The sequence below is a fragment of the Brevundimonas bullata genome, from assembly GCF_014207965.1.
Lineage (GTDB): Bacteria > Pseudomonadota > Alphaproteobacteria > Caulobacterales > Caulobacteraceae > Brevundimonas > Brevundimonas bullata_A.
On the sequence record NZ_JACHLM010000002.1, the window covers coordinates 1 to 14,987 of the forward strand.

Here is a 14,987-nt window from a genome sequence, read left to right on the forward strand (position 1 = left end):
AACCCTCCGGCGGGCGTTTTTCATGACCGGGCCTCATTAAGCCAGCGTCCGGCGCGGCCCAGCAGCCGCACCGCATTGGCATGCAGGCGCTCGCCTGGCGGCCTTGGACGATGAAGGATCGGTCGGCGCCGGGGGAGTGTCCCGGACGAGAACGTCGAGCGGGGCTGTTCGTCTAGACGAGGCCGGCGTAGGCCCCGCCGTCGAGCTGGAGGTTCTGGCCGGTGATGTAGCCCGCCCGTGACGAACAGAGGAAGGCGCAGGCGTCCCCGACCTCTTCAGGCCGGCCGAAACGCCCCGCCGGGACCGTGCTGGCCATTTCCGCCCGGGCGGCCACCTCGTCGATCTGGCGCAGGCGCGCCAGCGACCGGGTCATCCGCTCAAGGCGATCCGTGTCGATCTTTTCGGGGAGAAGGCAGTTCACCGTGACGCCGTCGGCGGCGACCTCCCGGGCCAGGGCCTTGCAAAAGGCCGTCAGGCCCGCGCGCGGTCCGGTTGATAGGGCCATCGCCAGTTGCGGCGTCTTCACCATGGCGGAGGTGATGACGATGATCCGCCCCGATCCTCGGGCGCGCATGCCGCCGACCACGCTCTGGATGAGCAGGATCGGGGAGACCATCTTGGCCGTGACGGCTTCGTTCCAGACGGCTTCATCCCACTGGTCCATGCGGCCAGGCTTGGGCCCCCCGCTGTTGCAGACCAGGATGTCCGGGGCAGGGCAGGCCGCAAGCGCCGCAGCGCGGCCTTCGGCGGCGTCGATGTCTCCGACCACCGTATGCGGGCGGCGGCCGACGGCGTTCTGGATCTCGTCCGCCGTGCGGACCAGCCGCTCTTCATCGCGCCCGTTGAGCCAGACCTCGGCCCCCTCGCGCGCCAGCGACAGGGCGCAGGCCTTGCCCAGTCCCGTGGATGAGGCGCTGACGAAGGCGCGTTTGCCCTGGAGGCCAAGGTCCATGGTTCTGCTCCGACGACCGCCCTCAAAGGGTGCGGGCGATGATTTCCTTCATGATCTCGGACGTGCCGGCGTAGATGCGCGCGACGCGGGCGTCGACCCAGGCGCGGCCGACGTCGTATTCGCTCATGTATCCGTAGCCGCCGTGCAGCTGCAGCAGTTCGTCCAGCAGCTGGCCGTGCAGCTCGGCCCCCGTCAACTTGGCCATGGCGGCGGTCTCGGGCGTTAGCTCTCCGTCCAGGAGCTTCTGCAGACAGTCGTCGACGAAGACCCGCAGCATGGTCGTGCGCGCCTTCACATCGGCCAGCTTGAAGCGGGTGTTCTGGAACTCCAGCAGGGGCTTGCCGAAGACGACGCGCTCGCGGGTATAGGCGATCGTCTTGTCCAGCATGGCCTCCAGAGAGGCGGCGGCCCGGATGGCGATGACCAGACGTTCCTTCGCCAGCTCTGTCATCAGGCAGGCGAAGCCCTGGCCCTCCTCGCCCAGGCGGTTCTCCACCGGCACCCGCACGTCGGAGAAGAAGAGTTCGGAGGTGTCCTGGCCGCGCAGGCCGATCTTCTCGAACTTGGCGCCCTTGGTGAAGCCCGGCGTGCCCTCCTCGACGCAGAAGAGGGTGATGTCCTTGGGATTGGCCTGCCCCTCCACCTTGGCGGCGACAATGGCGAGCCCGCTGTTGATGCCGTTGGTGATGAAGGTCTTCTGGCCGGACAGGATGTAGTGGTCGCCCTCGCGGCGCGCCTTGGTCCGCATGCCCCGCAGATCGCTGCCGATCTGCGGCTCCGACATGGCGATGACGGCGATGAGTTCGCCGCTGATCAGCCTCGGCAGCCAGCGCGCCTTCTGGTCCTCGGAGCCGTAGTTCACCAGATAGGGCACGGCGATGTCGGAATGGGTCGTGAAGCCCACAGCGGTCGCATTGACCCGCGCCAGTTCCTCGATCAGCACGGCGCTGTGGCCGAAGTCGCCGCCGGCGCCGCCGAAGGCCTCGGGAGCCGTCACGCAGAGCAAGCCTTCCTCTCCGGCCCGGAGCCAGAGGGATTTGGGCACGATCCCGTCCCGTTCCCATTGGGCGTGATGCGGCGCGATCTCGGTCTCGACGAAGCGTCGGACCTGATCGCGGAACATCTCGTGGTCCTCGCGGAAGACCTTGCGCATTTTGAGCTCCGTCTAGCTGTCAGTGAAGCGCGCGGGACGCTTTTCAAGCATGGCCGCCACGGCTTCTGCATGATCGGAGGTATGGTGCGCCAGCGCCTGATAGGCTGCAGACAATTCCAGCAGGGCGCCGAGCCGCATGTGCTGCCCTTCGTGAAGCAGCCGCTTGGTGAGGCGCAGGGCGTGGCCGGGATTGCCGGCGATGCGGTGCGCCAGGGCCATTGCCGTCTCCATCAGCGCCTCCGGCGCCGTCAGTTGGGTGACCAGGGTCCAGTCCAGCGCAGTCTTGGCGTCCAGGGCGTCGCCCGTCAGGGCCATGTGGCTGGCGCGCGGCATGCCCACGATGCGCGGAAGCAGCCAGGCGCCGCCATCGCCCGGGACGATGCCGAGCTTGACGAAGCTTTCCGCAAACGTGGCCGTCTCCGAAGCGATCCGGATGTCGCACATGCAGGCCAGGTCCAGGCCCGCGCCGATCGCCGGCCCGTTGACGGCGGCGACGATCGGCGTCTCCAGCTCGTAGAGGGCCGTGGGGATTCGCTGGATGCCGTCGCGATAGCGATTGCGCAGCTGGTAGGGGGAGCCTTCGAAAAGACCGGTGCGGTCGCGCATGGCCTTGACGTCGCCGCCCGCGCAGAAGGCAGAGCCTGCTCCGGTCAGGACCACGACGCGGATGGAGGGATCGGCGCGGACCTCCTCGCAGGCTTCCTCGAAGGCGTACATGTCCTCGGGGCGGCTGAAGGCGTTGCGTTGTTCCGGTCGGTTCAGGGTCCAGACGGCCACGGGGCCGTCGCGAGACTTCAGAAGAAAGTCGCTCATGGCTGAGGGCGCTCCTTGAGGGTTTCGGTGATGAAGGGCCACAGGCCGTCCTCGCCAGCGTCGGCGATGAGGCGACCGAGCCGTTCGGACCATCGCGCGTCCGATCCGTACTCCGTCCGCCAGGCCCAGAGGCGTCGTGTCAGGAAGTGCAGGCTGTGTTCGTGGGTGAAGCCCAGGGCGCCGTGAACGGCATGGGCGATGGCCGCGCCCCGGCCGGCGGCTTCGCCGGCTACGGCCTTGGCCGAGGCCGTGGTCGCGAAATGCGGCGTCCGCCGGGCCTGCATGAAGGCGGCCTCGGCGACGGCGCCGGCCGCGGCCGCCTGGGTCGCAAGCAGGGCGAGCTGCTGCTGGACCGCCTGGAACTTGCCGATCGGGCGGCCGAACTGGATGCGTTCGTTGGCGTACTGGGCGCTCATCTCGGTCAGCCGTCCGAGTGCGCCGGCTATCTGGGCGGAGCGGATCAGGGCACCGCTCAGGCGCACCGTGTCGGGCGGGCCGTCGAAGGCCGCGTCCGAGACCAGGGAGCCGGACGCGAGGATGACGGCGTCGCGCGGCTCGCCTGCGACGTTCACGTCGTGCTCTACGGCGGCGCCCGTCATGTCGTGCAGGCCCAGGCGTCCGCGCGTCGTGTCATGCAGGACCAGCCAGCGCGCCTGACGCCCCCAGGGCAGGCCGCGCAGGACCGAGACAGCGTCGCCCGCCGCGAAGACGGTCACGCCGCTCTCCGGCGGGGCGATGCCGCAGGCGGACAGAAGGGCGTTGGCGACGAGGGTTTCCGGCAGGGGGGCGGGGACGGCGCTGGAGCCGCAGGCCCGGATGACGGGAAAGAGGTCGGTCCAGCTTGCGCCGATTCCTCCCAGGTCCTCGGAAACGGCGGCCAGGGGCAGGCCGAGCGCCTCCATCTGCGCCCACAGGCTGTCGGACCAGGCGCCGGTCTCGGCAAGGCGCAGCGTCTCGGCGTCGACCGCGTCCGCGAACAGGCGCTCGACGCTCTCCTGGAACATGGCGCGCATCAGCGGACTCCCAGACCGCGCGCAAGAATGCCGCGCAGGATTTCGCGGGTGCCGCCCCGCAAAGAAAACGAGGGCGCCATGCCCTGGGTGACGGCCAGGACCCGGCGCGTGGTTCGCGCCTGATCGGTCTCGGGCAGGGAATCGATCAGGCGTATCGCGGTCTCGACGGTGTCCTGCTCGTATCCTGTGCCCAGGTCTTTGACGCAGGACGCGGCCCAGACCGGATCCTGTCCGCCGGCCAATTGTCCGGTGACGGAGATGGACATGGCGCGCAGAGCGACCAGCCAGGCGCCCAGGCGGCCGATCTCCACCGCCTGGCGGGCGTCGGGGGAGCGGCCGACCGCCTCCGTCAGGCACCGGAACAGCGTCAGGGCGCTCAGGAACCGTTCGGGGCCGCTGCGTTCGAAGGCCAGCTCCGAGGTCGCCTGCGCCCAGCCTTCGCCTGCGGTTCCCACCAAAGCGTCAGCCTCCAGGATCACGTCGTCAAAGGTGACTTCGTTGAAATGTTCATGGCCGGAAATGTCGCGGATGGGACGGATGGTCACGCCGGGCAGGTCGAGGTCGACGATCACCTGGGACAGGCCGGCGTGTCGTTCGCTGGCCGGATCCGTGCGAACCAGGGCGATCATGGCGTGGCACCGATCGGCGTTCGTGGTCCAGACCTTGCGGCCGTTCAGCCGCCAGCGGCCGTCCGACTGACGGTCGGCGCGGGTCCGGACGGAGGCGAGGTCGGAACCGGAATCGGGTTCGCTCATACCGATGCAGAAGTACATCTCCCCGGCGGCGATGGCCGGAAGATAGCGCTGCTTCTGGCTCTCGGCGCCATGACGCAGGATCAGGGGCGCGCTTTGTCGATCCGCGATCCAGTGCGCCGAGACCGGCGCTCCGGCGGCCAGCAGCTCCTCGCTGACGACAAACCGCTCGAACGACGTCGCGTCGTGTCCGCCGTATTGTTTGGGCAGGGTGAGGCCGACCCAGCCCTGCCTGGCCAGGGCCCGGCTGAATTCGGGGTCGAATCCCATCCAGGAGAGGGCGCGTTCTTGAGCAGGATAGTCGGCCAGCCGCTGCGCCAGGAAGGCGCGGACCTGGTCTCTCAGTGGCTCAAGGCCGGGGGGAAGCGCTGGCGCGCCGAACTGATCAAGGAGATTCACTGGTGATTCCGGGATGGTGGCCCGCTTCCCTGGGAAGCCCTAAATCCATACATCCGAGAATGTAGTTCTGACCAGAGAATTTTGACCAGGCGGGCGGTGCCTCGACCGGGTCCCGGCCCGGGATGCGCGGGAGGGGGCGTCGAGGCGAGGGGTTGAGAAGGGCGGCGTCCCGATGCTCCGGAGGCGGACGAGGCTTCCGTCTCGCGTGGCGTCGAGGATTGGACTAGATTCAGAATGATATTTCAGTGTGAGAAAATTTGTTGACTCGGCGAAGTCCATAACCGAGTGGGAAATGACAAGCGGCCGTGTCGGCGAGGCGACCTCGCGGCAAAGGTTGCGGGCATGGCGGGCCTCACCCGTCACGCCGGACATTAGGGAGAGTGTCGTTGACCGCTGTTCATTGGAAAGCCCTGCTTTGCGCTAGCGCATCCGTGCTGGTTCTGCCCTCCGCCGCCCTGGCCCAGACGACGGGCGCGGCGCCCGAGCCTGAGGCGCCTGCAAGCGGACCGACGGGTCTTGAGGATGTGATCGTGACCGCCCAACGGCGCGAGCAGCGTTTGCAGGACGTGCCGGTCGCCGTGACCGCCTTCGGCGTCCGGGAGCTGGAGCGTCGGCAGATCACCGACGTGCGCGCCCTGACCGAGAATGCGCCGTCCATCACCTTTACGGCCACCCCCTACGGCAACAACGACCTGATCCTGGCGATCCGCGGCGTCGCGCCGGGCGGCGTCCTCCCCAACGTCGACCAGGCGGTCGGCACCTATGTCGACGGTCTGTACTACGCCCGTCCCGAAGGCAGTAATTTCGCCCTGGTGGACGTCGCCTCGGCCGAGGTCCTGCGCGGCCCCCAGGGGACCCTGTTCGGACGCAATACGATCGGCGGCGCGCTGAACATCACCACGAACAAGCCGAACTATGAGTTCGGGGGCTCGCTGAAGGTCGGCTACGGCAACTACGACGCGCTGAGCGCCACGGCCATCGTCAACCTGCCGCTCGTCGAAGACAAGCTGGCGGCCCGCCTGGTCTACGGCCATGTCGAGCATTCCGGCTACGGCCGCAATCCGACGCTGGGCAGCGACGTCGCCGACCAGAACGACGACTTCGTTCGCGCCTCGGTGCGGGCCGACATCGCCCCCGAGCTGCGGGTGGATCTGAGCTTCGATCACTACTGGGGCTCGAACCACCAGCCTCTGTGGGTGCTGAACTCTTATCAGGCCGGTCTGAGCCCGGCCATGTACGCCCCCTATGTGGCCGAGCCCGGGTCACGGATCAGCCAGGCCGGCATCAATCCGGTCAACGACTCCAGGGTCTATGACTTCAACGGGACCATCACGGCCGAACTGCCGTTCGGCGTGCTGAAGTCGATCTCCGCCTATCGCAACGTCTATTTCGAAGGCGCGACCGACCTGGACGGCACGCCCCTGCCGACGGCGGACACCCGCGAGTTCGTCCTCGACGGCGAACAGGTCTCCCAGGAGTTGCAGCTCTCGGGCGCGAGCCTGTCCGATCGTCTGAACTGGACGGTGGGCGCCTACTATTTCCACGAACAGGTGCGCAATACGCCCCTGACGCGCATCCCCGCCGCCATCCAGGACAATACGATCCGGCCTGACAACAAGTCGGTCAGCGTCTTCGCCCAGGCGAGCTACGAGATCCTCCCGAGCCTGCGCTTCACGGCCGGCGTCCGCGCCGTCAAGGACACCCGCGGCATGACCTATACGCCTGCGCGCTATGTCGTGACGGGCTATCCGACCAACGCCGAACCGCCGGCTTCGGCGATCACGCCGGGGCCCTGTCCCTTCACGGCCATGGGCCTGAATGAAGCGCCGGGGAGCTGCCTCTACACGCCGGACGACATCAGCTTCGAGACCGTGCCCTTCACCGTCGGCCTGGACTACCGGCTTCCCGGCGACGGCCTGCTGTACGCCAAATACTCCAAGGGCTTCCGCACCGGCGGCTTCCAGCAGGCCAGCGGCACGACGGCGGCCTTCTTCACGCCCTTCAACGAGGAGAGCGTCGGCAGCTACGAGATCGGCGCGAAGCTGGCCCTGTTCGAGAACCGGCTGCGGTTTTCCGCCAGCAGCTTCTTCTCCACCTTCGACGACATCCAGCAGAACGCCATCCTGCAGACGTCGCCGGTCGTCATCGCCGTGCTCAACTCGGGCACTGCGGAAATCTACGGCGCGGAGTTTGAAGCCACGGCCCTGTTGGGCGACCTGCGCCTGCACGGGTCGCTTGGCCTGATCGAGCCCAAGTTCACCGACGGCCCCTACAAGGGCAGCGAGGTGCCGACGGTGGCCAAGACGACCTGGTCGGTCAGCGCCGACTATCCCGTCCAGTTCAACGCCGGACGTCTTGACCTGCATCTCGACTACAACTGGCGTTCGGACGTCTACTTCCTGAACACGGTGTCGATCACCGCAGCCGGACCGGTGGACCTGTCTGAGTTCCAGCGGAAGTCGATCCGCCAGGACGCCTACGGCCTGCTCAACGCCCAGGTGTCGTGGACCTTCGACGCCCGGCCGATCACGGTCGCCCTCTACGGCAAGAACCTGACGGACGAGTATTTCGCCGCGAGGTCGGGCTCGTTTGCAGCCTCGAACTTCAACAGCATCGTCGTCGGCAGCCCGCGCACCTACGGAATGTCGGTGTCCTACGCCTTCTGAGGCGCGCGTACGTCTGGGGGTTCCAGCCCTCTATCCTCGGGGCGCGGTTCAGTCCGACCGCGCCCCGCCTTTTTCTGCTTCGGCCGACCCCAGGGGCGGCCTTCGCGAGGAGCATGGCCATGTCGGCATCGCTGGACGGACGCCGCATCATCATCACCGGCGGCGCCAGCGGCATGGGGGCCGCCATGGTTCGCGCCTTTCCCGCCATGGGCGCGCGGGTGGCGTCGCTGGATCTCCAGTCGGCTGAAGGCGCGCGGATCGTCGATGAAGCCGGGGCTGCGGCCTTCTTTCAGGTCGACGTGGCCTCGGAAGCCTCGGTGATCGCGGCCGTGGAGGCCGCCGTCGGGGTTCTGGGCGGGCTGGACGTCCTCATCCATGCCGCCGGCGTCGCGCCCTTCGCCGCCGCCGCCGAGACCACGCTGGATCTCTGGAACCATGTCATGGCGGTCAATGCGACCGGCGCCTTCCTGACCAATCGCGCCGCCTACCCGCATCTGAGAGCGCAAGGCGGGACGATCCTCAACTTCGCGTCCGCCGCCGGCGTGAAGGGGCATCCCGGCAAGGCGGCCTATGCGGCCGCCAAGGGCGCTGTCCTGGCCTGGACGCGAACCATCGCCGTCGAGTGGGGGCGGGAGGGGGTCAGCGCCAACGCCGTGGCGCCGGCCATCTGGACCCCGATGTACGACCAGACCCGCGCTGCGATGGACGAGGACCAGTTGGCGGCGCACGACGCCGTCAAGGCGCAGACCATCCCGCTCGGGGGGCGACTGGGCGACGTCGAGCGCGACTTCGTGCCCGTGCTCGCCTTCCTGGCCTCAGACGGCGCCCGCTTCATCAACGGCCAGGTGATCGCCGTCGACGGCGGCATGCTCATGGTCCGCTAGGGATCAGGGCCGTCAGCGCTTCAGGGAAAGACGCACCTCGCCTGGCGGTGTTTGTGTGTATTCTGTTGTGCGAACAATATTCCGATATCAAAACACTTCTTGACAGCCCCTGTGACGACGCAGGTATTCTGTCCGCTGCTGCGGACGCTGGCGGCCAGGAAAGAAACGCGCCGCCTGCTGCAGGAGAAGGCGCTGTCAGCCGGGATCGACCGGACAAGAGACGAGGGAGAGATTGATGGTCGGGACCACACACAAGCCAGGCGAGCGGTCCGGCGTCGAGCCGCCGTATCCGCCGCTCAAATACGCCTGGTATGTGATCGGGGTCCTGTTCGTCGCCACCCTGCTGTCGCAGCTGGATCGACAGCTTCCGGCCCTCCTGGTCAAGCCCATTCGCGCCGAGTTCGGCATCTCCGACACCCAATTCAGCTTCCTCCAGGGCTATGCCTTCGCCCTCTTTTATACGGTCGCGGGCCTTCCGTTCGGATGGCTGATCGACCGGACCGTGCGGCGCAACCTGATCATCGTCGGCATGGTCGTCTGGAGCGTCATGACGGTCCTCTCGGGCTTTGCGCAGAACTACAACCATCTGGTTCTGGCCCGCATGGGCGTCGGCATCGGGGAAGCCGTTCTGGCCCCCGCCGCCTATTCCATCATCGCCGACTATGTCGCGCCTCATCGGCGGGGCCGCGCCTTCAGCGTCTATTATCTCGCCCTGGCCATCGGCTCGGGCGCGTCCCTGATCCTCGGCGCCCTGATCGCCCATCTGGTGCCTGAAGCCGGCCTGGCCCTGCCGTTCGTGGGACAGATGGAGCAATGGCGGATGACTTTCCTCATCGCCGGCGCTCCGGGGGTGCTCCTGGCCTTGATCGTCCTGACCATCCGCGAGCCGGTCCGACGCGATCAGGCGACGGGCAAGAGCAAGGCGGAAGGCACCTGGATGGAGTTCCTTCGTCATCTGGGGCGCTTCAAGTCCACCTATAGCCGCGTGCTGACCTATCCGGGCGTTGTCGCCATCATCGGTTACGGCAACCTGGCCTGGGCCCCGACCTTCTTCGATCGACGCTTCGACATCCCGACCAAGACCTCGGGTCTGATTATCGGCGTCCTGGTGGCTGTCGGCGGGCTCGCCGGCACCCTGGCGAGCGGCTACATCAGCGACCGCTGGGCGGCGAAGGGCGTGCCGGCGGCCCGCCTGCGGGTCGCCATGCTGGCCTGGCTGCTGGTGCTGCCGACGGTCTGCGCCTGGTCCCTGGTGGGAACGCCCTGGCTGAGCTTCCTCCTGCTGACCCTCGTCGTCACCGGCTTTGGTATGGCCCAGGCGGCGGCGCCGACGGCGGTTCAGGAAATCACGCCCAATCGCATGCGCGGCAAGGCCGTGGCGCTCTATCTCCTGTTCGGCGGTCTGGTGGGCATCGGTTTTGGCCCGATGTCCATCGCCCTGGTCACCGACCATGTGTTCAAGAGCGACGCCGCCTTGCCCTATGCGCTGGCCCTGGTCGGGGCGCCGGTTTCCCTGCTCGGCCTGTGGCTGACCTGGTCGGGGCTCAAGCCCTATGAGCGTACGGCCCGGGCCTTGCGCGCGGAGGACTAGAGATGACGGCTCTGGGCGGCGGCGTACGAGGTCCGGGATGAAGGTCGGCTGGATCGGCCTCGGGCAGATCGGCGTCCCGATGGCGCTGCGAATTCTACAGTCCGGCCATGACCTGAAAGCCTTTGTCCGAAAGCCGGCGGAGGGCGAAGACGTTCGAGCCGCAGGGGCTATCGCGTGCGGGTCCGGCGCGGAGGCGGCGATCGATGTCGATATCCTCGGCGTCTGTCTGTTCGACGATCATCAGATCCACCAGGCCTTGATCCTTGATGGCGCGCTGGCGGCGATGCGGGCGGACAGCGTGGTCATGGTCCACACGACCGGAGATCCTGAACTCTTTGGGCGACTGTCCGCCCATGCGCCCGCCGGCGTGAGGCTGCTGGACGTCGCTTTCAGCGGCGATAGGGACGCCGTCCTGGCCGGTCGTATCGCTGTCATGGCTGGCGGGGAAGCCCAGGCCCTCGCGGCGGCGAGACCTGTTCTCGAGTCCTATGCCTCGCGCATCCTTCACGTGGGGGCTCTGGGCGACGGGCGTCGGGCGAAGCTTCTGAACAATCTCCTGTTCGCCGCCCAGATGTCGTTGGCGGCTGAGGTCCGGATCCAGGCCGATCATTGGGGCCTGGATCCGGACCTGACGGTTCAGGCCGTCATGACCTCCAGCGGCGCCAGCTACGCCATGTCCCGGTTTCAGGGCGGCGCCGCGGCCCTCGAGCGGATCAAGCCCTATCTCGACAAGGACGTCGCGATGGCCTGCGCCGCCCTCGGAGACGATCACAGGCTTCCGCTCACGCTCGCGGCGGCAGGAGCCTGGGGTTAGGCCGCACACCCCGCCTTCGTCGTCGGCGTCGCTCCGCGGCGGGCGATGAGTGGGGCTGGTGAATTTCAAACCGTCCGCGCCGCAAGCCGGCCGGTCTTGCATCAGGACGATTTCATGGCCGGGACGCGCCGCCCCTCGCGCAGGCGAGACCTTCAAGGGCTTACGATCACGGAGCTTGCGAGACTCGCCGGCACGACGGCGCGCGCCCTGAGGTATTATGAGGAGTTCGGCCTCCTGACGCCGCATCGCGGCGGGCGCCAGGAGCGTTTCTATTCGCCTGCTTCAGCGGGCAAGGCTCTGCAGGTGGTGAGGATGCGACGCCTCGGCGTCCCTCTGGCGGATATCGCCAGGATCGTGAAGGAGGGCGACACGGGCGGCCTCAGGCGGATCATCGAGGAGAGGCTGGCCGACGTGGAGAGCCAGCGCGAACAGCTTTCGGCCCTGTTGGACCGGCTCAAGACCGACGAAACGGCGGGCTGGATGCGGGAGGCCGCCCCCCGAGGCGTCGATCTTGCGTTTCGAGAGGCGTCGGACGTCGCCCTGGGTTGACGCCTCGTCACGCCAAGCCTGGCGCAGGTACCAACGAGAGGAAGGGCGTGGGCCGGAGTGTGAGGGCCGGCGACGCCGCCTTCAGGCCCGACCCGGCCCTGTCGAAGTTCGAAAACCGCCCGCAGCCTCGTGCTCGCCCAGCATCGGCGGGCGCTGGAGCGGCGGTCTCCCGTCGCCTAGCCTTATCGGTGAAGCGAGAATCCTGACGGACCCCCCCCCGCGGTCGCCGGATGGGGGAGGCTTTGAACCAGATTTCGGGCGCAGACCTGAGGATCAGCCATGACCCCTTCGTAGCTGTTCACAGCGGCGCTGGGCACGCCAAGGGCCACCAGGCGTTCGAGCAGGCGCGCCCGGGGCAGACGCCGGAACCCGTCTCGCAGGGCGGTTTCCAGAGGCGATGCGCCGGGGGGGCGTCGGACGCGGGAGGTTCGCCCGCGAGCTCTTCGCCCAGGATTGTCAGGGCGTCGAGGTGGCGGGGGCGGCTCGCGGACAGGAAGATGGGTCCGTCCACGCACTGGTAGAGATCCGTTGGCGATGGACCGACCCGATTGCCGCGTCTCGGCGGCTGGACCCCGGTCTCGAGATAGGCCTGAAGACTGCCGGCCTGCATGGCGACCGCCACGTCGAGCAGGGCGACGTCCACATGCTGCCCGGGGGCGGCGTCTGCGCAGCGCTGATGGAGGGCGGCGACCGCCGCCAGGGCGGCGAACTGGCCGGTGGAAACGTCCATCAGGCTGGGACCCGTCTTCAAAGGGCCGCCTCCCGGCTCGCCGTCGGGACGCCCCGTCATGGCCATCAGGCCGCCCTGCGCCTGGAACACAGCGTCGTAGCCGGGTCTGCCGGCATAGGGACCGAACTGGCCATAGCCGGTGAGAGAAACATAGATCAGCCGGGGATTGAGCGTCGTCAGGCTGGCCGCGTCGAGATCAAAGCGCGCCAGGTTGCCGGCGATGAAGTTTTCGATCAGCACGTCGGCTTCAGCCGCCAGCGAGCGAACGCGCGCCTGTCCCTCGGCGGAGGCGAGGTCCACGAGGATGGAGCGCTTGTTGCGGTTGGCGCAGAGATGGAAGGCGGATTCCAGGGTGCGGGCTCCGGTCGCATCCGTCAGGGCGTCAGGGCCGTATCTCGTGGCGGCGAAAAATCCCCACGTGCTCAACCTGTCGCCACCGCTGGACATGAAGGCGAAATGGTTCGCGCCGCACGTGGCCTACACCATCGCGAAGTTCAACATGAGCCTGTGCACCCTGGGCCATGCGGCCGAGTACGCCGACAGGGGCGTCGCGGTGAATTCCCTGTGGCCATTGACCGCTATCGATACGGCGGCGGTGCGAAACGTGATCGGTACGGAGCGCGGGGCGGCGCGCAAGGCCGAGATCGTGGCCGACGCCGCCTATGTCATCTTCCAAAAGCCCGCGCTGTCCTGCACGGGCAACTTCTTCATTGACGAGGAAGTGCTTCGTGAAGCGGGAGTGACGGACTTCTCGGCCTATGCGCATGATCCTGCGGCGGACCTCCTGGCCGATTATTTCGTGCCCGAAGAGGTTTTCGAACGGTCGCCCACAAAGCTGAATCGCTTCTATTAACCTCCCCGCGCGGCCGGGCGGGGGCGGCGTCAAGGCGTCGGGAGGCGCCGCCGCCCCCAGTCCCGGCAAGCGTCCGTGTTGTGCGTGGACAGCGGACGGAATCACGATGCACTCTCACGCCATGACGCAGAGCCAGCCGCAGACCTTCACGTCCCTTGAAAAGCGCGTGACCCTGATCGCTCTGATGATCGTCTTTCTTCTGTCGGCGCTGGACCAGACCATCGTCGCCACGGCCATGCCGCGCATCGTGGGGCAGTTGTCGGGGTTGGATCTCTACCCCTGGGTGACGACGGCCTATCTGCTGGCCTCCACCGTCATGGTGCCGATCTACGGCAAGCTGTCGGACATCTATGGCCGCAAACCGATCCTGGTGATCGGCATCGTCATCTTCATCGTCGGATCGGCCCTGTGCGGGCTGTCGGGAGAGTTCGGCGACCTGCCGCTGCTGGGCGGCGGCATGGTCCAGTTGATCGTCTTTCGCGCCATTCAGGGTCTCGGCGGCGCGGCTCTGATCACCTCCGCCTTCGCCGTCATCGCCGACCTCTATCCGCCGCGCGAGCGGGCCAAGCTGGGCGGACTGTTCGGGTCCACCTTCGGTCTGGCGAGCGTCGTCGGCCCGCTGGTCGGCGGCTTCCTCACCGATCTGCCGACCGTCCATCTGCTGGGCTATGAAATCGCCGGCTGGCGCTGGGTCTTCTACATCAACCTGCCGCTTGCGGGCCTGGCCCTGTTTATGATCCTGGTGAAGACGCCGCGCCTGACCCATCGCACGGGCGGGCGTATCGACTTCGTCGGCGCGGCCCTGTTGCTGACCTGTTTCGTGCCGCTGTTGTTGGCGCTGAGCCTGGGCGGTACGGCCGGCTGGGCGGCGCCGCACGTGTTGGGTCTGTTCGCTCTGGCGGCGCTTTCGCTGATCGCCTTCCTTGTCGTCGAAGCCAGGGTCGAAAACCCGATCATTTCCCTGTCGCTGTTCAAGAACCGGACCTTCGCCACCGCCAACCTCTCGGCCTTCCTGATGTTCATGGCCTTCATGGGGATGGTGTCCTACCTGCCGCTCTACATGCAGATGGGGCTGGGCCTTCCCGCCACGACCAGCGGCCTGGCGATGACGCCCCTGACGATCGGCCTGATCGTGGCGGCGACGGCGAGCGGCTTTCTGGTCAACCGTATCGGCCGCTACAAGATCGTGATGGTGGCCGGCGCGGCCCTCACGGCCCTGGCCGCCTTCCTTCTGTCTCAGACGCCCCCAGACGCTGAACTGCCGGACCTGATGTGGCGGGTGACGCTTCTGGGGCTGGGGCTCGGCCCGGCGCAGAGCGTGTTCAACCTGGCGTCCCAGAACGCCGTGCCGCGGGACCAGTTGGGCGTGGCCACCAGCGCGGGTCAGTTCTTCCGCCAGGTCGGCTCAACCGTCGGCGTGGCGGTTTTCGGCGCGGTCCTGACCCACAATCTGGCCGCTCCCATGAAGAGCGCGCCCGCTGCTGAGCCGACGGCTCAGGTTCGCAGCCTGTCGCTGGCGGAGATCGAGAAGATGGCGGTGGGCGCGCATCAGGGCGCGGCGGGGGAGGGCGCGGTCGCTGTCGTCCAGCCGGAGGTTCGCGCTGCGGTGACCTCGGCCATTCTGGGCGTGGTATTCACGGGATTCCTCGTCTGCCTTCTGGGATTGGCGTCGACGCTGCTGGTCCCCGACCTGCCGCTCCAGGCCAGCCGCAAGCCAGAACCTCTGGATGTCCGCGCGCTGGGCGAAGCGCCCGGCGAACCGCCTCAGCCTGATCGCGGCGCCGGTTGAGGCGGTTCGGAGGGGAAGATTTCAGATCA

The 14,987-nt window shown here is 67.6% G+C and carries 14 protein-coding genes; 7 read left to right on the plus strand and 7 right to left on the minus strand.

Translation table 11 applies throughout. The features are described 5' to 3' along the window. Positions 1-172 precede the first annotated feature (172 nt). The 5 genes from HNP51_RS04445 to HNP51_RS04465 are packed head-to-tail and all read right to left on the minus strand — an operon-like array spanning position 173 to position 5,028. Positions 173-952 (minus strand): SDR family oxidoreductase, encoded by a 780-nt coding sequence (locus HNP51_RS04445; RefSeq protein ID WP_184267598.1) that lies wholly within the window; start codon positions 950-952, stop codon positions 173-175. Between the two features lie 22 nt (positions 953-974). Beyond that, positions 975-2,105, minus strand: coding sequence for an acyl-CoA dehydrogenase family protein (locus HNP51_RS04450; protein ID WP_184267600.1), 1,131 nt, complete (start codon positions 2,103-2,105; stop codon positions 975-977). A gap of 12 nt (positions 2,106-2,117) precedes the next feature. Continuing rightward, entirely contained in the window at positions 2,118-2,918 is an 801-nt protein-coding gene (locus tag HNP51_RS04455) for a crotonase/enoyl-CoA hydratase family protein (RefSeq protein WP_184267602.1), read from the minus strand. Continuing rightward, the gene (locus HNP51_RS04460; protein ID WP_184267604.1) at positions 2,915-3,931 is read right to left on the minus strand and encodes an acyl-CoA dehydrogenase family protein; all 1,017 of its coding nucleotides are present in this window, start codon (positions 3,929-3,931) and stop codon (positions 2,915-2,917) included. Before HNP51_RS04460 ends, HNP51_RS04455 begins: the two co-directional genes overlap by 4 nt. Continuing rightward, complete coding sequence (locus HNP51_RS04465) at positions 3,931-5,028, minus strand: acyl-CoA dehydrogenase family protein (protein ID WP_221415774.1); 1,098 nt, start codon at positions 5,026-5,028, stop codon at positions 3,931-3,933. Before HNP51_RS04465 ends, HNP51_RS04460 begins: the two co-directional genes overlap by 1 nt. 440 nt (positions 5,029-5,468) lie before the next feature. Between HNP51_RS04465 and HNP51_RS04470 the strand changes: the two genes are divergently transcribed. The 5 genes from HNP51_RS04470 to HNP51_RS04490 all read left to right on the plus strand — a co-directional run bounded on the left by HNP51_RS04470 (position 5,469) and on the right by HNP51_RS04490 (position 11,586). Next, complete coding sequence (locus tag HNP51_RS04470) at positions 5,469-7,748, plus strand: TonB-dependent receptor (RefSeq protein ID WP_184267608.1); 2,280 nt, start codon at positions 5,469-5,471, stop codon at positions 7,746-7,748. A 119-nt stretch (positions 7,749-7,867) separates the two neighbouring features. After that, positions 7,868-8,632, plus strand: a complete 765-nt coding sequence (locus tag HNP51_RS04475) for an SDR family NAD(P)-dependent oxidoreductase (RefSeq protein ID WP_184267610.1) — start codon at positions 7,868-7,870, stop codon at positions 8,630-8,632. A 235-nt stretch (positions 8,633-8,867) separates the two neighbouring features. Further along, entirely contained in the window at positions 8,868-10,223 is a 1,356-nt protein-coding gene (locus tag HNP51_RS04480; RefSeq protein WP_184267612.1) for an MFS transporter, read from the plus strand. A 37-nt stretch (positions 10,224-10,260) separates the two neighbouring features. Continuing rightward, positions 10,261-11,037, plus strand: a complete 777-nt coding sequence (locus tag HNP51_RS04485; protein ID WP_184267614.1) for an NAD(P)-dependent oxidoreductase — start codon at positions 10,261-10,263, stop codon at positions 11,035-11,037. A gap of 114 nt (positions 11,038-11,151) precedes the next feature. After that, on the plus strand, positions 11,152-11,586 hold the full coding sequence (locus tag HNP51_RS04490; protein ID WP_184267616.1) for a MerR family transcriptional regulator: 435 nt from the start codon (positions 11,152-11,154) through the stop codon (positions 11,584-11,586). Between the two features lie 182 nt (positions 11,587-11,768). On the opposite strand, the gene HNP51_RS18935 is transcribed toward HNP51_RS04490, so the two are convergent. Further along, positions 11,769-11,978: a CoA transferase gene (locus HNP51_RS18935; protein ID WP_221415775.1), complete on the minus strand. Its 210-nt coding sequence runs from the start codon at positions 11,976-11,978 to the stop codon at positions 11,769-11,771. Then, a complete protein-coding gene (locus tag HNP51_RS04495) occupies positions 11,885-12,742 on the minus strand; it encodes a CoA transferase (protein ID WP_184267618.1) in 858 nt (285 codons plus the stop codon). Before HNP51_RS04495 ends, HNP51_RS18935 begins: the two co-directional genes overlap by 94 nt. On the opposite strand from HNP51_RS04495, the gene HNP51_RS04500 reads away from it, so the two are divergent. Both HNP51_RS04500 and HNP51_RS04505 read left to right on the plus strand, forming a co-directional pair. Beyond that, positions 12,735-13,169, plus strand: coding sequence for a hypothetical protein (locus HNP51_RS04500; protein WP_184267620.1), 435 nt, complete (start codon positions 12,735-12,737; stop codon positions 13,167-13,169). The genes HNP51_RS04495 and HNP51_RS04500 overlap by 8 nt on opposite strands. Before the next feature lie 106 nt (positions 13,170-13,275). Further along, the gene (locus HNP51_RS04505; protein ID WP_260398334.1) at positions 13,276-14,958 is read left to right on the plus strand and encodes an MDR family MFS transporter; all 1,683 of its coding nucleotides are present in this window, start codon (positions 13,276-13,278) and stop codon (positions 14,956-14,958) included. Positions 14,959-14,987: the final 29 nt, after the last annotated feature.

Excerpts from the sequence above, each read along its gene's own strand:
- HNP51_RS04505 (WP_260398334.1), top strand. The coding sequence starts at position 13,276 with ATGCACTCTCACGCCATGACGCAGAGCCAGCCGCAGACCTTCACGTCC.
- HNP51_RS04475 (WP_184267610.1), top strand. The coding sequence starts at position 7,868 with ATGTCGGCATCGCTGGACGGACGCCGCATCATCATCACCGGCGGCGCC.
- HNP51_RS04490 (WP_184267616.1), top strand. The coding sequence starts at position 11,152 with ATGGCCGGGACGCGCCGCCCCTCGCGCAGGCGAGACCTTCAAGGGCTT.
- HNP51_RS04450 (WP_184267600.1), bottom strand. The coding sequence starts at position 2,105 with ATGCGCAAGGTCTTCCGCGAGGACCACGAGATGTTCCGCGATCAGGTC.
- HNP51_RS04445 (WP_184267598.1), bottom strand. The coding sequence starts at position 952 with ATGGACCTTGGCCTCCAGGGCAAACGCGCCTTCGTCAGCGCCTCATCC.
- HNP51_RS04485 (WP_184267614.1), top strand. The coding sequence starts at position 10,261 with ATGAAGGTCGGCTGGATCGGCCTCGGGCAGATCGGCGTCCCGATGGCG.
- HNP51_RS04455 (WP_184267602.1), bottom strand. The coding sequence starts at position 2,918 with ATGAGCGACTTTCTTCTGAAGTCTCGCGACGGCCCCGTGGCCGTCTGG.
- HNP51_RS04460 (WP_184267604.1), bottom strand. The coding sequence starts at position 3,931 with ATGCGCGCCATGTTCCAGGAGAGCGTCGAGCGCCTGTTCGCGGACGCG.
- HNP51_RS04480 (WP_184267612.1), top strand. The coding sequence starts at position 8,868 with ATGGTCGGGACCACACACAAGCCAGGCGAGCGGTCCGGCGTCGAGCCG.